The following is a 21,268-nucleotide window of genomic DNA, read 5'->3' as shown; positions in this document are numbered from 1 at the left end:
CCATGCGCGTGATGGCCCAGATGGCGATGGTCATGAACCTCGACAAGTGCATCGGCTGCCACACCTGCTCGGTCACCTGCAAGCAGGCGTGGACCAACCGCTCCGGCACGGAGTACGTGTGGTTCAACAACGTCGAGACGCGGCCCGGCCTGGGCTACCCGCGGCGCTACGAGGACCAGGAGGAGTGGCAGGGCGGCTGGGTGCTCGGCGCCGACGGCCGGATCCGGCTGCGCGCGGGCGGGCGGCTCAAGAAGCTCCTCAGCATCTTCGTCAACCCCAAGATGCCCTCGATCCAGGACTACTACGAGCCCTGGACCTATGACTACGAGACGCTGCTCGACGCCCCTGCGCAGCAGCACTTCCCGGTGGCCCGACCGCACTCGCTGATCAGCGGCAAGCCGATGAACATCTCGTGGTCGGCCAACTGGGACGACGACCTCGGCGGCTCGATCGAGACGATGCACCAGGACGTGATGCTCAAGGGCATCGAGGACAAGGTCAGGACCGAGCTCGAGTCGACCTTCATGTTCTACCTGCCGCGGATCTGCGAGCACTGCCTCAACCCCTCGTGCGCGGCGTCGTGCCCCTCCGGCGCGATCTACAAGCGCGAGGAGGACGGCATCGTCCTGGTGGACCAGGAGGCCTGCCGCGGGTGGCGCATGTGCATCTCCGGCTGCCCCTACAAGAAGGTCTACTTCAACCACAGGACCGGCAAGGCCGAGAAGTGCACCTTCTGCTTCCCGCGCATCGAGGTCGGCATCCCGACGGTGTGCGCGGAGACCTGCGTGGGCCGGCTGCGCTACATCGGCCTGGTGCTGTACGACGCCGACCGGGTGCTCGAGGCGGCCTCCACCCCGGACGACCGCGACCTGTACGACGCGCAGCGGTCGGTGCTGCTGGACCCGCACGACCCCGCGGTGGTCGCCGAGGCCGAGCGGGCGGGGATCCCGTCCGACTGGATCACCGCCGCCCAGCGGTCGCCGGTCTACCGCCTGATCAACGACTACCAGGTGGCGCTGCCGCTGCACCCGGAGTACCGCACCATGCCGATGGTGTGGTACATCCCGCCGCTGTCGCCGGTCGTCGACGCCATCGCCGGGTCCGGCCACGACGGCGAGGACAGGGACAACCTGTTCAACGCCATCGAGACCCTGCGCATCCCGGTGGAGTACCTCGCCAACCTGTTCACGGCCGGCGACGTCGCCCCCGTGGACCGGGTGCTGCGCAGGCTCGCCGCCATGCGGTCGTACATGCGCGACATCAACCTTGGTCGCGATCCCCGCGAGGAGATCCCCGCGTCGGTCGGCATGTCCGAGGAGGACATGTACGAGATGTTCCGGCTGCTCGCGCTGGCGAAGTACGACGAGCGCTACGTCATCCCCACGGCCCACGCCGAGGAGGCGCACGGGCTGGAGGAGCTCGCCACCGACTGCTCGGTCAGCGCCTACCAGACCGGGGCGCAGGGCGCCTTCGGCGAGGGCTCCGGCGCGCTCACCCCCATCGCGGTCGAGAACTTCCAGATGCTGCAGGCCCGCCAGACCGCCGACACCCTCGTCGGCGGCGGCTCCTCGCAGGGCCGGGTCAACCTGCTGAGCTGGGACGGCAAGGGGATGCCCGAGGGCCTGTTCCCGGGCGGACCCACCGGCCCGGGGGCGGGCACCTCCGACCTGGGGGCCGCCGCCGGGGGCGCCCTCGGCGCCGGCGTCACCGAGGACGCGCTGCGCGAGGGCGACGGGATGCCCATGGGCGCCGACCCCTCCGCGTCGCGCGACTCCGGCGCCATCCCCCCGGAGCAGATCTCGTGAGGCTCGCCCTGCGGCGCCGCAAGCAGGCCCAGCTGCCGGTGCCCGAGGACGCGATGCGGGCCAGCTGGCAGTGCGCCTCGCTGCTGCTCGGCTACCCCGACGAGCAGCTCGTGGCCCACCTGCCCCTGCTGCGGGCGACGCTGGCGCGGCTGCCCGCGGTGGTCGCCGAACCCCTCGGGCGGGTGGCGACGGCTGTCTCCGCGGCATACGACGCCGGTCGCCTGGACGAGCTGCAGACCAGGTACGTCGACACCTTCGACCACACCCGCCGCTGCGCGCCCTACCTGACGTACTTCGCGCACGGCGACACCCGCAAGCGCGGGATGGCCCTGGTGCAGTTCAAGCAGGCCTATCGCCGGGCCGGCGTCGAGATCGGCGACGACGAGCTGCCCGACCACCTGGCAGTCGTGCTGGAGCTCGGCGGCACCGTCGACCTGGAGGTCGCCCTCGGGCTGGTGCTCGACCACCGGGCCGGGCTGGAGGTCCTGCGCCTCGCGCTCCTCGACCGTGGATCCCCCTGGGCCGACGTGCTGGTCGCGGTGTGCGCCACGCTGCCGCCCCTGGACGGCGACGAGTCCACCGCCGTCGCCCGCCTCGTCGCGGCCGGACCGCCGGCCGAGGATGTGGGCCTCGCGCCCTACGAGATCGACCCCCGCCTCAACCCTCACCCCGCCCTCGACCCGAGCGTCGAGGACCTCGCCGCGAGCCTGCACGGAGGACGTTCATGAACATGCTGCTATGGGTGGTCTTCCCCTACGTCTGCCTGACGGTCTTCGTCGTGGGGCACTGGTGGCGCTACACGTACGACAAGTTCGGCTGGACCACGCGGTCGAGCCAGCTCTACGAGGCCCGGCTGCTGCGCTGGGGCTCGCCGATGTTCCACTTCGGCATCCTCTTCGTGGTGCTCGGGCACCTGATGGGTCTGCTGGTCCCCCAGGGCTGGACCGAGGCCGTGGGCATCTCCCAGGAGATCTACCACTTCCTGGCGGTCTCGGTCGGCCTGCTCGCGGGCTTCCTGACGCTGGCGGGCATCGCGATCCTGGTCTACCGCCGCCGCACGACCGGCCCGGTGTTCAGCGCGACGACCCCGATGGACAAGGTGATGTACGTCTTCCTCGTCCTCGCGATCCTGCTCGGCCTGTCCAACACCCTCGGGTGGCACGCCTCCGGCATCGGCAACCCCGGCCCGCTGCCGGAGCACTACAACTACCGCGAGGGCGTGTCGATCTGGTATCGCCAGTTCCTCACCCTCCACCCCGACGCGGACCTGATGGCGGCGGCCCCGCTCGGCTTCCAGCTGCACACGCTGGTGGCCTGCTGCCTGTTCGCGCTGTGGCCGTTCACCCGGCTCGTGCACGTCTTCTCCGCGCCCGTCGGTTACCTCAACCGGCCGTACGTCGTCTACCGTTCCCGCACGGCCCGCCCCGGGCGTGGCGTCGGGACCCGCGCGCCGCAGCGCGGGTGGGAGCGCGTCTGACAGACTGAGCCCGGCGACCGCCTCGAGCGGATCGCCCCCACCGACCCGGAGCCCCCGCGACCCCCCCTCACGCGGGGGCTCCGGCCTGCCCGGACCGCTCCTCGTCGGCGTGCCGGGACCGTGTGCGTGGCCTGCCGGAGCCCAGCGGGGGAGGCACACGATCGTGGGCAGGGGAGGGGTGCTGCGACGATCACGGGTGGACAATCTCCCGTTTCAAGATGAGAATGATAATCGTCCACATCTTCCTAGGGAAGGAATGTTCTCATGCGTCCCACCACTGTCTCCGCCGCCCTCGCCGCCGCGGCGGTCCTTGCCGGCGGCCTCGCCGGCGCCGCTCCCGCCTCCGCGGCCCAGGGTGGCGGCCGTCTGCCCGCCAACCCGGGTGTCGTCGCCCTCCTCGACGGCGCCGGCAACCACGTCTGCAGCGGCGTCCTCGTCGCTCCCCGATGGGTCCTCACGGACGAGGGGTCCATGCCCTGCCTGGGGGCTTCCAAGGTGACCGGTGACATCACCCGCGAGGCGGTGAACGTCACCGAGCGCAAGATTCCCTTCCCCGTCAAGGGTTGGAAGGGCAACGACCCCACGAAGTCCGGGGCGATGCTCCTGCACCTGGACAAGCCCGTGAAGCGGGTCAAGCCGGTGGCGCTGTCCGACGCCCACCCCAAGAAGGGCGAGAAGCTCGACGTCGTGGCCTTCAACGGCCCCGAGGGCATCAACCACACCCTCAGCGTCGGCAAGAGCTCGGTGACCGCCAAGAACCACAACGGGTGGGCGAGCTACTACGGCAAGCCCTCCTCCTTCACGCTGGAGGGGCCCATCGACAACGGGTCGCTCGTCATGCGTGACGACAAGGTCGTCGGCTTCGTCCAGGTCGCCAACCCGCGGGGCTTCAACGCCGAGGACATCGCTCACATCCACGCCTGGATCACCAAGACCGCGGGCCTGAAGAAGTAGTCGCTCGCACCGGTCGGATCCGGCGACGAGCTGACCCCCGTCCTTCCCCGAGGGGGTCGCGCAGCCCCCGCACCACCTGTCCCGGACGGTGGTGCGGGGGCCTCGTCGACCCCGGACGCCGGTGGCCGACTGCCGTCGCGCCGGGCTGCACCCGAACCCGGTGCCGGGAGAAGTTCGCGTCAGGCACCAACCACCGTGGTGCGTGTGGCGTCTGTGTGGTGCGCGGCAGGACCATCCCCGGTCGGCCGCGGCACGGGTCCTGGCACCGCAGGACCCAGGTCGGAAGTCGGGAGTCTCGTGCGATGAGTGGCACCACCGACGGGCACAGGGCTGCCCGCTCCTGGGCCCGCGCGCGAGGAGCCTGGCTGCTGGCGCTCACGGTCGCGACCTGCTACCTGTACGACCTGCCCGTCAACGGGTTCGGCAACGAGTACTACGCGGCGGCGAGCTGGGCGGGCACCCGGGACCTCACGGCGCTGGCCTTCGGGTCCTTGGACCCGGGCAACGTCGTCAGCGTGGACAAGCCCCCGCTGGGGGTGCTGGTCCCCGCGCTGTCCGCCCGCGTGCTCGGCTTCTCGTCGTGGAGCCTGCTGGCACCTCAGGCGCTCATGGGGGTCGCTGCCGCGCTGGCCGTGCACGCGACGGTCCGGCGGGAGACCGGGCCCGGGGCCGCCCTCCTGGCCGGGACGATCATGGCCGCGACTCCGGTGTCCGCGATGATGTTCCGCCACAACAACCCCGATGCCGTCACCGCCCTGGCCATGACGGTCGGCACCTGGTGCGCGGTGCGAGCGGCCCGCACCGCGTCGACCCCCTGGCTCCTGACCGCCGCCGCCGTGACGGGCGCGGGCTTCCTGGCCAAGATGCTCGGCGCCTTCCTCCACCTGCCGGCGCTGGTCGTGCTCTACCTGCTGTGCGCCCCGGCGTCCCTGCGACGCAAGCTGGCCCAGCTGGGCGCCACGCTCGGGGTCCTCCTCGTCAGCGCAGGCTGGTACCCGCTGCTGGTGGAGCTCTGGCCGCGGGACCGACGGCCCTACCTCGGTGGGTCGACCGACGACTCCCTGCTCCAGCTCGCGTGGGGCTACAATGGCGTGGCCCGCATGGCCGGGGGTGCTCGGCGCGCCTTCGGGTCGCGACCCGGGCCCTGGCGGCTCTTCCAGGGCGAGTTCGGCATCGAGATCTCCTGGCTGCTGCCGGCCGCGGTCGTGGCGGTCGTCGCGGTCCTCCACCTCCGCCGCGCACAGCCGCGCCAGGACCTGGTGCGGGGGATGGCCGTCATGTCGGCCGTCTGGCTGGCGACCGGCTGGGTGACCCTGTCGTTCATGCGGGGCCCGACCCACGCGTACTACTCCCTGGTGCTGGTGCCTCCCGTGGCCGTCGTCGTGCCCCTCGCCGTGCACGAGGTCGGTCGGGTCCGGCACGAGCCCGCCGGCCGTGCCCACGCCGCGGCCCTGGTGCTGACCGCGGCCTGGGCGGTCCACCTCCTCCGGCACCACGAACGAGGGTGGGCGCCCTGGCTCGGGTGGCTGGTCCTGGCCGCGGGAGCGGGAGCACTGCTCTGCCTCGGCGCCGCCGACCGCCACCCGGTCCTGTGGCGGGCCACGCTCGTGCTGGGCCTGGTCGCCCTGCTCGCCACGCCCCTGGCCTACTCCCTGGCCGGCCTGACCCGCCCCCACCGGGGGCCGAGCCCCAGCGCCCGGCCCACCGACCGACTCCTTGCCGGGTCCCCGGCGGCCTCCGCCAGGCCCGCTCCCCGATCTCCCGCGGACCAGACCCCCCAGGTCGTGTCCCTCCTCGCCGCCTCCACCCACGACTGGGCCGCCGCCGTTCCTGGCGCCGAGGAGGCTGCCCGCTACCAGCTGGCGGCCCGGGTCCCCGTCATGGCGATCGGGGGCTACCTGGGCAGCGACCCCGCACCGACCCTGGAGGACTTCCGCACCAGGGCCCGGGCCGGTCGGGTGGGGTACTACCTGGCCCGGCCCCGCCCCGCCACCCCGCGCCGCCGACCCTGGACCCAGTCCGCCCGGATCGACGCCTGGGTGCGAGCCACCTGCTCGGCCCGGGTCCTCGACGGGCTGCTCATCTACGACCTCCACACCTGCCAAGGACGGTGACCTCGTGAGACCCGATGTCGGCGAGCTGCTGACGCACGCTGCCGCAGCCATGGCTGCGGCCACCATGATCTATGCGCTGGCCTGCCGGCGATTCGTCAAGAAGGAGGACCGGCATGAAGGCGCTGCGCACCCGATGGACTGAGCTGCACACCAGCTCGGTGCTGCTGAGCCTGTCGGCGGCCACGGCCGGAGGGGCGGCCCTCACCGGCGCCGGGGGAGCCCGCCTGGTCGTCCTCGCCCTGATCCCGGTCACGGCCTGCGCGGGCACCCTCGTCGACGGGTTCCTCGGCCTGGGGGTGGGGGTCCTCGGCGCCACGGCGAGCGCGGTGGCTGTCCGAGAGACAGGAGGCTGGCGACCCACGGCCTTCCCGACGCTGCTGACCCTCGTCCTCTCGCTCGTGCTCGTCGGCTGGGTGGCGGGGCTGCTGGGCGGATCGGCCCGGCGGTTGCAGGCCACCCTGCGCCGGGGGCGTCCGGCCGACGTCCGACCCGCGCTGTCCTCCCTCGGGCTGGTCGACGCCGACCTCGCCGCCCTGCGTGCCGACGAGGAGATCACCCGCGCGCGCCGCCACCGGCGCCCGCTCGCGGCCATCGCCATACGGCTGGATCCTCGCGCGGACATCTCCCCCGACCAGGCCCAGGCGGCGCTGCGCTGCCTGTCCCGGCACCTGGAGCACCGCCTGCGCCGCTCCGACGCCCCCTTCGCGCTGGACGAGGCCACGGTGGCCGCCCTGCTGCCCGAGACCGACGCCCTGGGCCTGGCAGCCCTCGAGGCGAGCCTGCCCGCATCGGTGCGGGACCTGGTGCTGCGCGACCGCGCCGATCGGAGCGTGGTGCCGGTCGGTCGGGTCGGTGACCTGGTGGTCCGTGGGGTGCTTCTCACCGAGGAGCACACCGACGGTGCCGGGCTGCTCGAGGACCTGCGCGACGCCCTCACAGCCGCCCCGCTCCCGCACGGTGTCGTCCCTCTCGGCCTGGCCAGGACCACCTCGTGATCAGGCCCTTGGTGGGGGTGTGCTTCCTGCTGCTCCTGTGCCTGGTGACGATGGGCTACTGGCGGTAGGCCACCCAGGCCCACCGGCGTCGGCTGGACCAGCTGGACGTGCGGCTGCACGTCAACGGGATCCGGGGCAAGTCCACCGTGACTCGCCTGATGGCCGGGGTCCTGCGCGAGGGCGGCTACGTGACGGTGGCCAAGACGACGGGGTCGGCCGCCCGGGTCATCTCCCCCAACGGTCACGAGACCCCCATCGCCCGCCGGGGAGCCGCCACCATCAACGAGCAGATCGACGTCGTGGCCGAGCACGTGCAGCCCGACGTGGAGGCGCTGGTCATCGAATGCATGGCCGTGCGACCGCTCTACCAGGAGTACGCCCAGGAGTTCATGGTCCGCTCGGACATCACGGTCATCACCAACGTGCGCCTGGACCACCAGGAGGAGATGGGCGAGACCCTGGAGGAGATCGCGGACTCGCTGTCCCGGACCATCCCCCGCAACGGGATCCTGGTGACGGCGGAGGACCGTCCCCACCTGCGGGAGCGGCTGGCGCGCAATGCCGCCGAGCGCGGGTCCACGCTGATCTACGCCGATCCCGCGCAGGTCACCGACGACGACATGCGCGGCTTCGACTACCTCCAGTTCCGCGACAACGTGGCCACCGGGCTGGAGATCGCCCGGCTGCTGGGGATTCCCCGCGAGGTCGCCATCCGCGGCATGTGGAAGTCGGTCCCGGACGTCGGCGTGGTCCGGCTGCGCACCTACGACATCCTCGGCAAGCGGATCCTGTGGGTGCCGATGTTCGCCGCCAACGACCGCGAGTCGGTGATCCTCACCTTCGCCAACCTCAAGCCGGTCTTTCCCGAGGGCGCCCCGGTGATCGGCGTGCTGAACAACCGTCATGACCGGGGCCGGCGGGCCGAGCTCTTCGCCCACATGGTGCCCGACGACCTGGCGGGCTACCTCGATCACGTCATCACCTTCGGGGCCTACGAGGAGACGGTGACCGCCACGATGGTCGAGCGCGGGTACGACCGGGACCGGATCCACCACCTCGGGGAGACCGTGCAGCCCAGCCTCGAGGAGATCCTGAGCACGATCGCGGGGCTGGTCCCCGGGGAGGAGGGGGTCCTCGTGGGCATGATCAACATCCACACGGACCAGGCCGAGCTGCTGATCGAGCACTTCGCGCACCTGCTGGGCGACCGCTCCGACGACGAGATCGCCGAGTCGATGCTTCCGGCCCGGGCACCGCTGGGCCGTCAGCGGGTGCTGGCGGCGACGACGCGTCGCGCCGGGGTGCCCGGCCTGGGGGAGGCTGCTCGTGCCTGAGTACGCCTTCACCCCCGAGGTCGTCCGCATCACGGTGCTGGTGGGAGTCGTCCTGTCGATGCTCGTCTACGAGCGCATCCAGCTGACCACGGGGGGAGCCATCGTCCCGGCATACCTCGCGCTCGCCCTGGGCCGCCCGGTGGCCGTCGCCGGCACCCTGGGCATCGGCTACCTCACCTTCGTCATCGTCAACCGGGTGATCGGTCGCCGCCGGATCCTCTACGGCCGCAGGAAGTTCGAGATCGAGGTCCTCGTCGGTCTGGGTCTGATCATGACCACCGCCCTGCTGGCTCGCGCCCTGGGGAACCTGGACCCGAGCCTGGCCGGGATCGCGGGGATCGGCTTCCTCATCCCCGGGATCATCGCGCACGACATGGCGCGCCAGCGCCCGGGTCGTACGGTCCTGGTGGTGCTGGCCACCACGGCCTTCCTCGGCGTCGTCGCCTGGCTGGCCTCGGTCCTGCTGGCGATCGCGCCGGGGGCGGCGGTGGACCAGCCCATGCACCTGGCCTCGGTCACCGGCTATCCGCGCGAGATCCTGCTGTATGCCGTGGCCCTGTCGGTCCTCGTCGGCATGGTCGTGTTCTCCCGGCTCGGCCTGCGCTCCGGTGGCTTCGTCACGGGCGCCTATCTGGCGCTGGTGGGGCCGCGCTGGTCCGACCTGGTCTTCACCGTGGTGGTCGCCCTGGTGACCTGGGCACTGGTCGTGCACGTCCTGATGCCTCGACTGCTGCTGTTCGGGCGGCGCAAGCTCGCCGCCATGCTCCTCGTCGGGTCCGTCGTGGCCTGGACCGTGGAGATCGCCATGACCTATCTGTCGCAGGGCGACTTCATCCCCTGGCGCGGCCTGACCGCCGCGACCGTCGTGGTGCCCTCGCTGATCGCCAACGACGCCCAGCGACAGGGCTGGGAGCGGACCGTCTGGGGCACCACCCTCACCGCGACCGGGGTGTATGCCGGGGCCTCGCTCGTCGCCGCCGCCACCATGACCGCCGGAGGTCTCCTATGACGTCCCACCTGACCCGTCGACGTGGTCGCACCCACCAGGTGGAGGTCACGCCCTCGGCCACGCGCCGGCTGTGGCCTCCCGCTGCGGGGGTCGTCGCCACGTCGCTCGCCCTGGCCGTGATCACGGCCGGGACTCCGGTGCCGGCACCACCCCGGCCACCCAACGCCCCGATCGAGGTGGTGGACGAGAGCGGGCGCCGGGTGCCGGAGGCCACGGTGCAGGACCGGGACCGGGAGGTCCGCTCGGGACCCGACGGGGTCGTCCCGCTGAACGTCGCATCGAGTCGATATGTCTCGGTGACCGCTCCCGGCCGAGTCACCCGGGTCCTGGGGGTGCACCCCGGTGGCGCCGCCCGTGTGGCCCTGGCGCCTGACGACAGCGTAAGCCTGCGGTTCGCCGGGGAGGTGTCCCTCGACGGAGCGTCGCTGCGCGTGGCATCCCGGGGGGATGCCGGTCACCCGCCGCACGGCGCGGGCTCGAAAGACCGAGATCCGTTGTCCGGGGTGCGTCCGCTGCTGACGGACGGCACCCTCGCCGCGGTCGTGCTGCGGGGACCCCTCGGCCGGCGATCCCCGGCCACGATGCCCGGCGCGCTCGGGGGCGGTCGCACGCCTGCCCCGGCGCCCTCGGGTCGCACGCCTGCGCCGGCGCGCTCGGGTCGCACGCCTGCGCCCTCGGGTCCGGCACGGCCGGCCCGGCCGGGCCGCCCCGGCGCGACGCCCGCGCCGGGGCGCGCCCCGAGTCCTGCACCGGCACCGTCGTCCCCGCCGGCACCGACGACCCCGCCGGCGGCTGGTCCGGCTTCGGCCGACCAGGTGTCGCAGGCCATGTGGTTGAAGCGGTCGGGGGTGTCCGTCGTCGACCTGGCGTCGGCGCACGTCAACGACGCCGGGGCGCCCGGTCTGCGGGACACCGTGGCGGCTCTCGACGCCGCCGGGGTCAGGCACGTCGGGGCCGGGCGGACCGAGGACGAGGCCTGGAAGCCGCTGCAGGTGTCGGCCGGGCGGCGGCGGATCGCCTACGTGGCCTGCTTGATCGACCCCGGCCCCCGCCCGTCGTCGAGGGTGGCCCAGGGCGGTCGAGGGGGTGCGGCCCGCTGCTCCACCGACCGGCTGCGACGCACGGTGTCCCGGGCCCGCGCCGCCCACCAGGACGTGGTGGTGATGATCACCGGCACCGACGGACGTCCCGATCCCACACCCGGTGCCCTGCAGCTGGGGACGGTGGCGCGCCAGGCCGGAGCCGTGGTCGTGGTGGGCCAGCACGGGGCACCTGTCGGGGCGAGCGCCCTGCCGGCGGGGACGGCCCTGCTCCCCGGGCTGGGGACCCTGCTCGCGGACCAGACCTCGTGGAGCTCCATGTCCGGCGCGGTGCAGCGGGTCGACCTGGTGGCCGGGCGGCCGGTCCTGGTCTCCGCGGACCCGATCATGTCGGTCCACGGCCTGCCGCAGCAGGCCCCGCCCGCGGTGGCCGCGGCGGTGGCCAGGCTGGTGGCAGGTCCGCGTGCCGCCGGTGTCGTGACCGACCCCTCGGCGGTGACCATCGCTGCGACCTCGCCGTCCCTGTCGACGATCGAGACCCGGCACGTGGGAGCCCGTTCGCTCACCCGGATCCAGCCCGGCTGGTCCCCGGTCGCGATGCCGCCCTCGGCCAAGGAAGGCAGCGACCTGCTCCTGGGGACCGGCGGTTTCGAGGATCCGGGTGCGTCCGGGACGGCGTCGTGGTCGCTGCCGGCGAGCAGCCGTCGCACCAATGCGGCCGCCTGCGTCGGCGCGGGCCAGGACGTGGTGGCCCAGCGCGGCCTGGAGCTCGCCCGGGGACCGGCCAGCGGGGCCGACGTGGTCGTCCGCACCGCTCACCGACTCCCGGTCACCCCGGGGGAGCGGCTCTGGCTCGTGCTGTCGCTCCGCCATGCCTCGGCGGGCGCCTCGGCCGAGCTGCGGTGGTCCGCCGGGGGGCCGACGGTGCCCGGGCAGCGGACCGTGGCCGTGCTGCCCGACGTCTCCCGGGAGGCTCACGACTGCCGTGCGGTGAGGGTCACCGTGACGGTTCCCGCCGGTATGACGGCGGTCCAGCCGTTCCTGCGGCTGCGGTCTCCCCGCGACGGGGTGGCCGGCGCCCGGCTGGCCGTGGACGACGTGATGCTGATCCGCTGGACCGCCCAGGGGCGCCGTCCCGACGTCGTCCTCAGCCCCACCAGCGGTGGGATCACGCTGTCCCGGGACAGCGACAGCTCGCCCGAGAGCCCCCTGGACCCGCACTGGTCCGGGACGGTGGCCGAGGAGCTCACCGCCACGACCGGCAGGGCATGAGCGTGGCCCGGTGGGTCGGGGTGGCCGGGTGCGCGCTGCTCGCGGCCTGTCATGCGCCGCCCCCCGATCCGCTCCTGCCCGCCGTGGTCCGGGTCGTCCAGGACCGGGCTCCGGCGACGACCGGTCCGACCTTCGACGGGCGGGCCGACGAGATGGCCGCTGCGGTTCGGGCTCTCGTGGAGGGGGAGGATGTCCGTCCCCAGCCGCGGTACGTCGTCGCCAGGGTGGCCCTGAGCACCGACGAGCGTGCCCGTGCCCTCGTCCCCCAGGGGGCGCCCACCACCGGTGAGGGCTTGTACGTCGCCCGCCGTCCCGGAACTGCCGCGGCCTTGGCCGTCGAGATCCCGCACCCGCGGTCGGACCGCTTCACCGACGAGATGGGGACGGCAGTCTTCGAGCGCACCCGTGCGCGGGCCCTGCTCATGGCCGGGAGCCTGCGGGATGCGGGCGACGACGCCGACGTGGCGCACGCCGGTGATGCCGTCTTCGCGGCGGTCGACCGAGCTGTGGTGCGTCCGGGATGGGTGGTGCTGCAGCTGCACGGATTCAGTCGCGAGCGTCATCCGGACTATCCGGCCGTGGTCGTCGCCGGCGGGGCGACCGAACCCGGCGAGGTCCTGCGGGGTCTCGCCGAGGGGATCGGGCGGGCCGGGTTCCCGGTCCTGGTCGCGGAAGGTGGGCGCGGTGAGCAGCTCGCGGCCCGGACCAACGTCGAGGGACAGCACGCCGCCCGGGTGGGCGCGCAGTTCGTCCACGTCGAGGCGGACGACCGGGTGCGGGACGACCCGGCGCTGCGAGGTCGTCTGGTCGAGGCGATCGTGCAGGTCCTGCGTGAGGTGCCTGCACCCTGACGACGGTGGCCCTCGGAGGGAGCGGCCCCGGCCCCTCCGGGTCGGACCTGGAGGGGCCGGTCCGGGGCATCCCCGGCGGTCAGTGCTCGTGCACGTGGTCCCCGTGCTGGAAGTGCCGGTGCCCGTCGTGGACATGGTCCAGGTGGCCGTCGTGCTCGACGGTCTGGCAGCCGTCGCCCTCGGTGTGCACGTGCCCGTGACCGTCGTGCAGCACCGCCTCGCGGTGGTGCTCGTCGCCGTGGACGTGGTCCAGGTGGCCGTCGTGCTCGACGGTCTGGCAGCCGTCACCGGCGCAGTGCTCGTGATCGGTGATGTCGACGTGGGTCATGGTCCCCTCCTGCTCTCATGGCTGAGCATCTCGTCGCGCTCAGTGACGAGGCTACGCCGAGAGGGGAGATGTGGTGGCGCCTTTTGTGGTGACGTTACGCCATGCGGGCTGGGATCCCGGTGGCGACCGTCATCGCCACCGGGGGACCCGCCGCGTGTCAGGAGCGGCCGTAGCGACGGTTGAACCGCTCCACTCGGCCCGCGGAGTCCATGACCCGCTGCTTGCCGGTGTAGAAGGGGTGCGACGCGGAGGAGACGTCCACCGTGATCAAGGGATAGGTGTTGCCGTCCTCCCACACGATCGTCTCGGAGCTGGTGGCCGTCGACCGGGTGAGGAACGCGAAGTCGGCAGACCGGTCGCGGAAGACGACGGGGTGGTAGTCGGGGTGGATGTCGGGCTTCATCGTGCTCCTCGGGCGGCGGACTTGAGCGTGCTGCCGGGCGTGATGCGGACCCCATGCTGGGCGGGCACCTGGAGGGGCACACCGGTGCGGGGGTTGCGGACGGTGCGGGCGGCCCGGTGCACCCTTTCCATGGACAGGACGCCGGTGAGGTTGACCCGCGTCCCGTCGGAGGCGCACTCGCGCAGGACGTCGGCGAGGGCGCCGAGGACCTGGCCGACCTGCACCGGCGGCAGGTCGGTGCGCCGGTTGATCTCGTCGATCACGCCGCGCGTGCCGAGTGTCCGGGCGGGGAGGTCGTCGACCCCACCCGCGTGCTGCTCGGGCGGGGCGCTCGCGTCGTGGGGATCATGCACGCCGCTCACCAGCTCGACTTCGTGATGCCGGGGAGCTCGCCCGCGTGGGCCATCTCGCGCAGCCGGACCCGGGACAGGCCGAACGTGCGGTAGACCGCCCGGGGTCGTCCGTCGACGACGTCCCGGTTGCGCAGTCGGGTGCGGCTGGCGTCGCGGGGCATCCGCTGCAGCCGCAGCTGGGCCTCCTGCCGCTCCTGCGGGGTGCTGCTGGGGCTGGCGATGGTGCGCTTGAGATCGGCCCGCTCCTCGGCGTACCGGGCGACGACGGCGCGACGCTGCTGGTCGCGGGCGATCTTGGACTTCTTGGCCATTCAGCGCTCCTCCTTGAACTCGACGTGCCGGCGGACGACCGGGTCGTACTTGCGGATGACCAGGCGGTCGGGGTCGTTGCGGCGGTTCTTGCGGGTGATGTACGTGTAGCCGGTCCCGGCCGTGGACCGGAGTTTGATCTTGGGCCGGACGTCAGTGCTCTTGGCCACTGCTGCCTCCTGCGTAGATATGAGAATGGTAATCATATCTGATAGGGATGGGGCGTCCTGTCCCGCGACCCGAGGAGGAGCCGTCATGGCCGTCCCCAAGCGCAAGATGTCCCGCTCCAACACCCGCTCCCGCCGCGCCAACTGGCGCACCGAGGCCACCCCTCTCGTCCCGGTGGCCGTCGACGGGGTCACGCTGCGGGTGCCCCGTCGGCTCGTGCGGGCGGTCCAGCGCGGCCTGGTCGATCCGTCGACGCTGCCCCGCTGAGTCCCGGCCCGGCCGGGGGTGCGTCCCCCCGGCGGGGTGCGGCCCGAGCAGGGGCCGGTCCGGTCGGAGGGTGGTCCGGCCAGGGCGCGCCCTGCAGAACCGCCCGGACCGTGCGGCCGGCGATCAGACCCGCTCGCCGCGGGCCTGGATGCGGGCGACGGCCGCGTCGATGCCGATCTTGTCGACGGTGCGGATCCCCGAGGTCGACAGGCGCAGCGTGACCTTCCGCCCCAGGCTCGGCGCGTAGTAGGTCCGGGTCTGGATGTTGGGGTCGAAGCGCCGGCTCGTGCGCTTGTGCGAGTGGCTGATGGTGTTGCCGAAGCTCGGCTTCTTGCCGGTGAGCTGGCAGTGCGCGGACATGGGTCCTCCTCGGGAAGGGTCTGGGACCTGCGCTACAGTAGAGAACGATTCTCATAATTAACAAGCCGAGTCTGCCGGGACCGACCGGCATACCGCCCCCGAGCCCAGGAGGACCTCATGGCCACCCCCGTCCTCGTCGTCGCCGGTCTCGACGCGACCGACCAGGCCGTCACCGCGATGGGGTTGCAGTGCGACCTGCCGGGATCGGCCGTCGTGCGGCTCGCCGTGGACCCCGAGGCCGGACAGGTGCGGTGGTCCGTCAGCGACCTCACCGGCGTGGTCGAGGAGGACGGCCAGGACGTCGCCCACCCCTGCCTGTCCTGCTCGATGCGGGAGGCGATCCTGCCGACCCTGGTGCGCCTGGCCGAGACCGGACGCTGGACCACGCTCGTGGTCGCGCTGCCCGTCGCCGCCGAGCCGCTGCCCATGGCGCTCGGCATCGCCGAGGCCCACCTCGACGACGGCGGCCGCGTCGCCGACCACCTCGACCTGCGCGGCGTCGTCACGGTCGTCAGCTGCCCGGAGCTGTGCGCCGGGGTCTTCGACGACCCGCTGCTCGCCGAGCTCGGCCTCGCGATGACCGAGGACGACCGGCGGGCCTACGGCGAGACCCTCGTCCAGCAGCTCGAGCTCGCCGACGCGATCGTCGTGGCTCAGGAGTCCTTCGACGACTCCGACACCGCGCTGCTCGACCACCTGCGTCGCCCGGACAGCAGCGTGACCTTCGGGCTGTCCGCGCTGTCCGGGGCCGCCGTGGTCGAGCGCGGCTGGTCGGTCACGCGGGCCCGGGAGTTCGTGGACCCGCGGCGGCGCCGGGCCACCGGGGCCGCGCCGGCGGGTGGGCTGCGCACGCTCGAGCTGTCGACCTGGCGGCCCTTCCACCCGGGTCGGCTGCTGGACCGGCTCGAGCAGCTCGGCGGGGGAGAGGTGCGCGGTCGGGGAGCCTTCTGGCTGCCCGGGCGGCCGGGCACCGCGATCGCGTGGGAGGCCAGCGGCGGCCAGCTCTCGATCGGCTCGATCGGCGGCTGGGAGGGGTGCGAGCGGGCGACCCGCCTGGTCGTGACCACCGACGACGAGACCGCCGTCGAGGTGACCCGCGCCTTCGAGGAGAGCGTGATGACCGACGCCGAGATGGTGACGGCGCGCGAGCGCTGGCTCGGGCGGCGGGACGGCTTCGAGGAGTGGCTCGGCGAGGAGGGCACCGCCGAGGTCGCCTGACGCCCCGCAGCTCCCGCCACTGGTGGCACGTGGCCGCGACACGCCGCGCGGATCCCACCACGTGCCCCCAGCGGTGCGACGGAGGGGGGCGGGGGCGGCTCAGTGGCGGTCGCAGGTGCCGAAGACCTCGAGGGTGTGCGACACGTCGCGGAAGCCGTGCTCGCGGGCGACCGCGTCGGCCCACGACTCCACCGCCGGGCCCTCGACCTCGACGGTGCGCCCGCACTCGCGGCAGACCAGGTGGTGGTGGTGCTCGTCGGACGTGCACAGGCGGTAGCGCGCCTCGCCGTCGTCGATGCGCAGCATGTCCACGCGCTCGTCTTCGACCATGGCGTTCAGCGCGCGATAGACCGTGGCGAGCCCGACCGTGCTCCCGTCGGCGCGCATCCGGGCGTGCAGCGCCTGGGCGGAGACGAAGTCGTCGGTCTCGCGCAGCACCTGCTCGACGGCGGCGCGCTGCTTGGTGGAGCGTCGTTCGGTCTCGGTCATGGGCGTGGGCTCCTCAAGGCTGTCACGGGGCCGGCGGCCTCGGCGCCGCCCTCCTCGTCATACGTGCTGCTCGTGCTGGTGGTCCGGGTGGTGCTCGTCGTAGTGGTCCCCGTGGGGGGAGTGCAGGTGCCCATCATGCAGGTAGTCCGTGTGATCGCCGTGCGGGACCGCCTCGTGACCGCATCCGGGGCCGTGCTCGTGCTCGTGGGTCTCGGCCCACCGGTGGCCGCGGGCCCGGACCCAGCGGGCGACGGCCGACCCGACCGCGAGCAGCACGAAGGCCGCCAGCACCATCAGCACGATGGTCCCGCCCGAGGGGGTGTTGAGCTGGTATGACGCGACGACGCCGCCGGTGGCGCACAGCACCCCGAGCGCCACGGCGACCACCCGCGTGGTGCGGAACGAGCGGGCGACCTGCTGGGCGGCGGCGTTGGGCAGGATCATCAGCGCCGAGATGAGGAGCAGCCCGACGACCCGCATCGCCACGACGACGGTGACGGCCGTGAGGATCCCGAGGACGAGGTTGAGCGCGAGGACGGGCAGGCCGGCGGCGCGGGACCACTCCTCGTCGGCGGCGACGGCGAACAGGCGCGGCCGCAGCAGCCAGGTCAGCAGCACGACGACGACGGCGAGCACGGCGAAGACGACCAGGTCCTCCTCGCTCGTCGTGGTGATCGCGCCGAACAGATAGCTGGTGAGGCTGGCCCCGCCCTTGCCGGCCGCGCCGGGCATGAGGACGACGCCGAGCGCGATCCCGCCGTAGAACATCACCGCGAGCGCCACGTCCCCGCTGGCCCGGCCGTAGCGCTGGATCAGCTCGATGACGACGGCGCACGCCACGGCGGCGACCAGGGCGGTGGCGACCGGTTGCTGCCCGGTGATCAGGCCGACGGAGACCCCCGCCAGTGCGACGTGGCCCATCCCGTCGCCGACCAGCGACAGCCGGCGCTGCACCAGGAAGGTCCCCACCATGGGGGCGGCGGCCCCCACGAGCAGCGCGGCGAGCAGGGCCCGCCGCATGAAGTCGAAGCTCCACAGCTCAAGCACGGGGGTCCTCCTCGAGGCGGGTGGTGCCGGGGCGCCGGGTGGCGGCCGGTCGCACCTGGACCCAGCCTGCCGCCGGTCGCGCGTCGGGGTCGGGGTCGTGGTGGTGATGGTCCCCGAGGGTCCAGGGGTCGGCCCCCGCGCTGGCGAGGAACTGCGGCAGCGTCCCGTCGAAGGCGATCTGCCCGCCGCGCAGGTAGACGACCCGGTCGAGCAGATCCTCCAGGGCGTCGACCTCGTGCGTGACGATGAGCAGGCCGACGCCGCGGTCACGCAGCCGGTGCAGGACGGTGGCGAGCAGCCGCTGGTTGGCGGTGTCCACGCCTGCGGTCGGCTCGTCCATGACCAGGGCGTCCGGCTCGCCGGCCAGCGCCCGGGCGATGAGGACCCGGCGCTGCTGGCCGCCGGACAGCGTGGCGACGTCGTGCCGGGCGAACTCGGTCAGCCCCACGAGCTCGAGCGACTCGGCGATCACCTGGCGGTCGCGTCGCCCGAGCCGGGCCAGCAGGCCCTGGTGGGGCAGGCGTCCGGCGGCGACGACCTCGGTGACCGTCGCCGAGACGGTGGTGGAGAGGGTATGCCGTTGCGGCACGTAGCCCAGGCGGTGGCGCTGGCGGAAGCGGGCGAGGGGTGCGCCGAAGAGCTCGACCTCGCCGCCGAGGTGGTCGTTGAGGCCGAGGAGCCCCTTGACCAGCGTGGACTTGCCGCAGCCGTTGGGGCCGAGCAGGGCGAGCGCCTCGCCGGGCCGCACGACCAGGTCGGCGTCGACGACGACCGCGCGGTCGGCATACCCGAAGGTTGCCGACCGCAGCGTGATGAGGGGGGCGTCGGACGCGCCGACGCGGGGAGAGGTCACTGGCAGGACTGGCCCTTCTGGAGGGTGGCGAGGTTGGCCGCCATCACCTCAAGGTAGTCCTTGCCGGCGGAGGTGTCGGTGATTCCCTCGATCGGGTCGAGGACGGCGACCGTGGCGCCGGTCTCCTTGGCGACGGTCTCGGCGGTGGCCTTGGAGACCAGGGTCTCGGCATAGATCGTGGAGATCTTGTTGGCCTTGGCGAAGGCCGCGACCTTGGCGAGCTTGGCGGGGTCGGGCTCCTCCTCGGGGGAGATGCCGGAGATCGGGACCTGGGTGAGACCGTAGCGCTCGGCGAGGTAGCCGAAGGCGGCGTGGCTGGTGACGAGCTGCTTGGTGGTGCAGGTCTTCAGGTGGGTGGCGAAGTCCTTGTCAAGGGCGGTGAGGCGCTCCTTGAACGACGCGAGGTTCTTGTCGTAGTCCGCCTTGTGGGCGGGGTCGGCCGTGGCGAGGCGGGCGGCGATGGCGTCGGCGACCGCGGCGTAGCGCTGCGGGTCGAGCCAAAAGTGCGGGTCCTGGGCGCCGTGGTCGTGCTCGTGCTCGTGCTCCTCCGGGGTCGCGCCGGCCGAGGATGCCCCGTGCTCCTCGTGCTCCTCGCCCTCGTCGGGGGCCTTGAGGGTGAGGTTCGCAGCGGTGGCGACGTCGAAGGCCTTGTCGCCCAGCGGCTTGACCGCGTCGTCGACGGCGGGCTGCAGGCCCTTCTCGTAGACCGCGAGCTGGGCCTTGCTGACCGTGGCGACGTCCTGCGGCTTGAGCTCGAGCTCGTGCGGCTCCTCGCCGGGCTTGGTCAGGTTGGTGACGTCGACGTGGTCGCCGCCGATCTGCCGGACGGCGAACTCGAGCGGGTAGAAGCTCGCGACCACGCCGACCTTGCCGCCTGCACCCGCCCCAGCGCTGCTCGGACCCCCTCCGGCAGTGCTGGTGCTCGTCGCGGACCCTCCGCCACCGCAGGCGGTGAGCGCAAGGGTGGACAGGGTGCAGGCGACAAGGAGGCGATGGTTCATGTACCAAGCGTGACCCGAAATGACAATCATTGTCAATCTCTCGCGAGATGTCCGGCAAATCGCCGCGGTTCGCCGTGGCGAGGTCAGGGGCCGGTGGTCGCGGCCAGGACCGGCACCCGCCGCAACCACAGCGCGAGCGCCAGCGCCACGAGCACCAGACCACCCGTCCACGCCACCACCAGGGGCCAGCCGCCCGCGCTCCACGCCACCCCGGCGACCGTCCCGCACACCGACGACCCCAGGTAGTACGCGAACAGGTAGAGCGAGGTGGCCTGCGCCGTCCCACGGCCCACCCGCACCGCCCGCTCGGCCACCCACCCCGACGCCACCCCGTGCGCGGCGAAGAAGCCCACCGACACCACCGACAGCCCGACGACCACCAACCACAGCGGTGTCGCCAGGGTGATCGCGAGCCCGGCCCCGAAGACCACCAGCGCGACCAGGACCACGAGCCGGGCGCCAGCCGAAAGCCCATGGCGTTGAACGCCGACATGAACGCACCCATCGAGCAGAAACCCATCGAGCAGAAGGCGATGCCGTAGAGCGCGAGCAGCGCCGGGTCGGTCGCCATCCGGCGGGTCATCGCGAGCAGCTCGCCGAGCGGCAGCGGGGCCGGCGTGAACCGGCGAGACGGCGGCAGCAGCACCCGCACCGCCACCGCGCACCCGAGCGACATCAGCCCCACCGCCGCGATCGCCCGGCGCCAGCCGGCGAGGTCCGCGATGCCGCCGGTGACGAAGCGACCGGCCATCCCGCCGAGGGCCGTCCCGCCGATGTAGAGCCCGGCCGCCCGGGACGCGGCCGACGGGTCGACCTCCTCGCGCAGGTAGGCCACGGCGACGCCGGGCAGTCCCGCCACCGCGACCCCGAGGAGCACCCGCAGGGCCAGCAGCAGGTGCCAGCCGGGCGCGAGCGCGGTCGCTACCGTGACCAGGGAGGACGCCAGCAGCGAGGCGTGCATGACGCGGGTGCGCCCGAGGGTCTCCGACGAGGGACCCACGGCGAGCATCGAGGCGCCGAGGGAGAGCGTCGTGGCGGACACGGACAGCGCCGACCGGGCGGGGCTCAGCCCGAAGGCGCGGGCCAGCTCGGGCAGGAGCGGCTGCGTGGTGTAGATCGTGGCGAAGGTCGCCAGACCCCCGAGGAACAGCGCCACCGTGATGCGGCGGTAGCCCGCGCTGCCCGGCCGGTGCCCCTGCGGTCGCTCCACCGCCTCACCCTAGTGCGACAGATCAGTGCTGGACGGCCCCGGCGGTGATCGTCAGGCCGGCGACCACGGCCAGGATCGTGGCGAGCGCGATGGCCGCGATGACGCCCAGCAGCACCGAGCCGCCGAGGTGATGGGCGATCAGGGGTGCCGCGAAGCTCTCCTTGCCGGGAGCCGCCTTGATCGCGTCGGGGCCCACGAGCGCCGCCGCGCCGAGGTCGATGACCAGGGTGAACAGGTAGAACAGCCCGATCGCCCACTCCACCGACGTGCGCCTCCTGGGAGGAGGGGACGGTGTGGAAGCGCATCAGCACGTGCGGCAGGCCGGCGGCGCCGAGGGCCAGCGCCGTCGACAGCGAGATGAAGTCGATCTTGGGGGTGGTCGTCCTGCCTACTTCCCAGCACTGTGCGGCG

Annotated in this window: 23 protein-coding genes and 3 pseudogenes; 13 read left to right on the top strand and 13 right to left on the bottom strand. The window is 73.0% G+C overall.

The genetic code is table 11. From position 1 onward, the window contains the following. Positions 1–2: 2 nt before the first annotated feature. The 11 genes and pseudogenes from narH (at position 3) to MM438_RS13255 (ending at position 12,851) form a co-directional block, all read left to right on the top strand. Entirely contained in the window at positions 3–1,805 is a 1,803-nt protein-coding gene (gene narH / locus MM438_RS13305; protein ID WP_241453186.1) for a nitrate reductase subunit beta, read from the top strand. Then, positions 1,802–2,533 (top strand): nitrate reductase molybdenum cofactor assembly chaperone, encoded by a 732-nt coding sequence (narJ, locus tag MM438_RS13300; protein ID WP_241453184.1) that lies wholly within the window; start codon positions 1,802–1,804, stop codon positions 2,531–2,533. Before narH ends, narJ begins: the two co-directional genes overlap by 4 nt. Next, positions 2,530–3,282: a respiratory nitrate reductase subunit gamma gene (gene narI, locus MM438_RS13295; RefSeq protein ID WP_241453183.1), complete on the top strand. Its 753-nt coding sequence runs from the start codon at positions 2,530–2,532 to the stop codon at positions 3,280–3,282. Before narJ ends, narI begins: the two co-directional genes overlap by 4 nt. A 264-nt stretch (positions 3,283–3,546) precedes the next feature. Then, positions 3,547–4,236, top strand: a complete 690-nt coding sequence (locus MM438_RS13290; protein ID WP_241453181.1) for a trypsin-like serine protease — start codon at positions 3,547–3,549, stop codon at positions 4,234–4,236. A gap of 302 nt (positions 4,237–4,538) precedes the next feature. Then, positions 4,539–6,350, top strand: coding sequence for a glycosyltransferase family 39 protein (locus MM438_RS16430; protein ID WP_277627976.1), 1,812 nt, complete (start codon positions 4,539–4,541; stop codon positions 6,348–6,350). 4 nt (positions 6,351–6,354) lie between these two features. Further along, a complete protein-coding gene (locus MM438_RS13280) occupies positions 6,355–6,492 on the top strand; it encodes a hypothetical protein (protein WP_241453174.1) in 138 nt (45 codons plus the stop codon). Beyond that, positions 6,464–7,345 carry a hypothetical protein gene (locus MM438_RS13275; RefSeq protein ID WP_241453172.1) on the top strand — a complete coding sequence of 294 codons (882 nt, stop codon included), beginning with the start codon at positions 6,464–6,466 and terminating at the stop codon, positions 7,343–7,345. Before MM438_RS13280 ends, MM438_RS13275 begins: the two co-directional genes overlap by 29 nt. Positions 7,346–7,431: 86 nt before the next feature. Beyond that, a pseudogene (pgsB, locus tag MM438_RS13270) lies at positions 7,432–8,679 on the top strand (poly-gamma-glutamate synthase PgsB); the annotation flags it as partial. Further along, on the top strand, positions 8,672–9,688 hold the full coding sequence (locus MM438_RS13265) for a poly-gamma-glutamate biosynthesis protein PgsC/CapC (protein WP_241453168.1): 1,017 nt from the start codon (positions 8,672–8,674) through the stop codon (positions 9,686–9,688). The pseudogene pgsB and the gene MM438_RS13265, both read left to right, overlap by 8 nt. Beyond that, positions 9,685–12,000 carry a CapA family protein gene (locus MM438_RS16825; protein WP_338155554.1) on the top strand — a complete coding sequence of 772 codons (2,316 nt, stop codon included), beginning with the start codon at positions 9,685–9,687 and terminating at the stop codon, positions 11,998–12,000. Before MM438_RS13265 ends, MM438_RS16825 begins: the two co-directional genes overlap by 4 nt. Further along, complete coding sequence (locus MM438_RS13255) at positions 11,997–12,851, top strand: hypothetical protein (protein WP_241453164.1); 855 nt, start codon at positions 11,997–11,999, stop codon at positions 12,849–12,851. Before MM438_RS16825 ends, MM438_RS13255 begins: the two co-directional genes overlap by 4 nt. 79 nt (positions 12,852–12,930) lie before the next feature. Here the strand turns inward: MM438_RS13255 and MM438_RS13250 are convergent, their stop codons facing one another. From MM438_RS13250 to rpmG, 5 genes are all read right to left on the bottom strand, one after another. Beyond that, a complete protein-coding gene (locus MM438_RS13250; RefSeq protein WP_241453528.1) occupies positions 12,931–13,179 on the bottom strand; it encodes a hypothetical protein in 249 nt (82 codons plus the stop codon). A gap of 157 nt (positions 13,180–13,336) precedes the next feature. Then, entirely contained in the window at positions 13,337–13,582 is a 246-nt protein-coding gene (locus MM438_RS13245; RefSeq protein WP_241453162.1) for a type B 50S ribosomal protein L31, read from the bottom strand. Beyond that, entirely contained in the window at positions 13,579–13,935 is a 357-nt protein-coding gene (locus MM438_RS13240) for an HU family DNA-binding protein (RefSeq protein WP_241453156.1), read from the bottom strand. Before MM438_RS13240 ends, MM438_RS13245 begins: the two co-directional genes overlap by 4 nt. Positions 13,936–13,940: 5 nt before the next feature. After that, positions 13,941–14,246: a 30S ribosomal protein S14 gene (gene rpsN / locus MM438_RS13235; RefSeq protein WP_241453154.1), complete on the bottom strand. Its 306-nt coding sequence runs from the start codon at positions 14,244–14,246 to the stop codon at positions 13,941–13,943. Further along, on the bottom strand, positions 14,247–14,450 hold the full coding sequence (gene rpmG / locus MM438_RS13230; RefSeq protein WP_241453152.1) for a 50S ribosomal protein L33: 204 nt from the start codon (positions 14,448–14,450) through the stop codon (positions 14,247–14,249). A gap of 49 nt (positions 14,451–14,499) precedes the next feature. On the opposite strand from rpmG, the gene rpmF reads away from it, so the two are divergent. Beyond that, a complete protein-coding gene (gene rpmF, locus MM438_RS13225; protein ID WP_241453150.1) occupies positions 14,500–14,679 on the top strand; it encodes a 50S ribosomal protein L32 in 180 nt (59 codons plus the stop codon). A 123-nt stretch (positions 14,680–14,802) separates the two neighbouring features. Here rpmF and rpmB read toward each other — a convergent pair whose 3' ends face one another. Continuing rightward, positions 14,803–15,039, bottom strand: a complete 237-nt coding sequence (gene rpmB, locus MM438_RS13220; RefSeq protein WP_241453148.1) for a 50S ribosomal protein L28 — start codon at positions 15,037–15,039, stop codon at positions 14,803–14,805. Between the two features lie 117 nt (positions 15,040–15,156). Here rpmB and MM438_RS13215 point away from each other — a divergent pair, with 117 nt between their 5' ends. Further along, a complete protein-coding gene (locus tag MM438_RS13215) occupies positions 15,157–16,257 on the top strand; it encodes a CobW family GTP-binding protein (protein WP_241453146.1) in 1,101 nt (366 codons plus the stop codon). Between the two features lie 99 nt (positions 16,258–16,356). On the opposite strand, the gene MM438_RS13210 is transcribed toward MM438_RS13215, so the two are convergent. The 7 genes and pseudogenes from MM438_RS13210 to MM438_RS13180 form a co-directional block, all read right to left on the bottom strand. Beyond that, positions 16,357–16,746 carry a Fur family transcriptional regulator gene (locus tag MM438_RS13210; protein WP_241453144.1) on the bottom strand — a complete coding sequence of 130 codons (390 nt, stop codon included), beginning with the start codon at positions 16,744–16,746 and terminating at the stop codon, positions 16,357–16,359. Positions 16,747–16,803: 57 nt separating this feature from the next. Beyond that, positions 16,804–17,793 carry a metal ABC transporter permease gene (locus tag MM438_RS13205; protein WP_241453141.1) on the bottom strand — a complete coding sequence of 330 codons (990 nt, stop codon included), beginning with the start codon at positions 17,791–17,793 and terminating at the stop codon, positions 16,804–16,806. Beyond that, entirely contained in the window at positions 17,786–18,646 is an 861-nt protein-coding gene (locus MM438_RS13200; RefSeq protein WP_241453140.1) for a metal ABC transporter ATP-binding protein, read from the bottom strand. Before MM438_RS13200 ends, MM438_RS13205 begins: the two co-directional genes overlap by 8 nt. Continuing rightward, entirely contained in the window at positions 18,643–19,647 is a 1,005-nt protein-coding gene (locus MM438_RS13195; protein ID WP_241453138.1) for a metal ABC transporter substrate-binding protein, read from the bottom strand. Before MM438_RS13195 ends, MM438_RS13200 begins: the two co-directional genes overlap by 4 nt. 83 nt (positions 19,648–19,730) lie before the next feature. Beyond that, positions 19,731–20,096, bottom strand: a complete 366-nt coding sequence (locus tag MM438_RS13190; RefSeq protein ID WP_241453136.1) for an MFS transporter — start codon at positions 20,094–20,096, stop codon at positions 19,731–19,733. 92 nt (positions 20,097–20,188) lie between these two features. Continuing rightward, a pseudogene (locus tag MM438_RS13185) lies at positions 20,189–20,803 on the bottom strand (MFS transporter); the annotation flags it as partial. An 88-nt stretch (positions 20,804–20,891) separates the two neighbouring features. Continuing rightward, positions 20,892–21,246: pseudogene (locus MM438_RS13180) on the bottom strand (sodium:solute symporter family transporter); the annotation flags it as partial. Positions 21,247–21,268 lie beyond the last annotated feature (22 nt).

This window comes from Arsenicicoccus dermatophilus (assembly GCF_022568795.1).
Classification (GTDB): Bacteria; Actinomycetota; Actinomycetes; order Actinomycetales; family Dermatophilaceae; genus Arsenicicoccus; species Arsenicicoccus dermatophilus.
This window is presented reverse-complemented; position numbering and strand designations above follow the sequence as displayed.

Excerpts from the sequence above, each read along its gene's own strand:
- rpsN (WP_241453154.1), bottom strand. The coding sequence starts at position 14,246 with ATGGCCAAGAAGTCCAAGATCGCCCGCGACCAGCAGCGTCGCGCCGTC.
- rpmF (WP_241453150.1), top strand. The coding sequence starts at position 14,500 with ATGGCCGTCCCCAAGCGCAAGATGTCCCGCTCCAACACCCGCTCCCGC.
- MM438_RS16430 (WP_277627976.1), top strand. The coding sequence starts at position 4,539 with ATGAGTGGCACCACCGACGGGCACAGGGCTGCCCGCTCCTGGGCCCGC.
- narH (WP_241453186.1), top strand. The coding sequence starts at position 3 with ATGCGCGTGATGGCCCAGATGGCGATGGTCATGAACCTCGACAAGTGC.
- MM438_RS13195 (WP_241453138.1), bottom strand. The coding sequence starts at position 19,647 with ATGAACCATCGCCTCCTTGTCGCCTGCACCCTGTCCACCCTTGCGCTC.
- MM438_RS13255 (WP_241453164.1), top strand. The coding sequence starts at position 11,997 with ATGAGCGTGGCCCGGTGGGTCGGGGTGGCCGGGTGCGCGCTGCTCGCG.
- rpmB (WP_241453148.1), bottom strand. The coding sequence starts at position 15,039 with ATGTCCGCGCACTGCCAGCTCACCGGCAAGAAGCCGAGCTTCGGCAAC.
- MM438_RS13210 (WP_241453144.1), bottom strand. The coding sequence starts at position 16,746 with ATGACCGAGACCGAACGACGCTCCACCAAGCAGCGCGCCGCCGTCGAG.
- MM438_RS13250 (WP_241453528.1), bottom strand. The coding sequence starts at position 13,179 with ATGACCCACGTCGACATCACCGATCACGAGCACTGCGCCGGTGACGGC.
- narI (WP_241453183.1), top strand. The coding sequence starts at position 2,530 with ATGAACATGCTGCTATGGGTGGTCTTCCCCTACGTCTGCCTGACGGTC.
- MM438_RS13275 (WP_241453172.1), top strand. The coding sequence starts at position 6,464 with ATGAAGGCGCTGCGCACCCGATGGACTGAGCTGCACACCAGCTCGGTG.
- MM438_RS16825 (WP_338155554.1), top strand. The coding sequence starts at position 9,685 with ATGACGTCCCACCTGACCCGTCGACGTGGTCGCACCCACCAGGTGGAG.
- MM438_RS13215 (WP_241453146.1), top strand. The coding sequence starts at position 15,157 with ATGGCCACCCCCGTCCTCGTCGTCGCCGGTCTCGACGCGACCGACCAG.
- MM438_RS13290 (WP_241453181.1), top strand. The coding sequence starts at position 3,547 with ATGCGTCCCACCACTGTCTCCGCCGCCCTCGCCGCCGCGGCGGTCCTT.
- rpmG (WP_241453152.1), bottom strand. The coding sequence starts at position 14,450 with ATGATTACCATTCTCATATCTACGCAGGAGGCAGCAGTGGCCAAGAGC.
- MM438_RS13245 (WP_241453162.1), bottom strand. The coding sequence starts at position 13,582 with ATGAAGCCCGACATCCACCCCGACTACCACCCCGTCGTCTTCCGCGAC.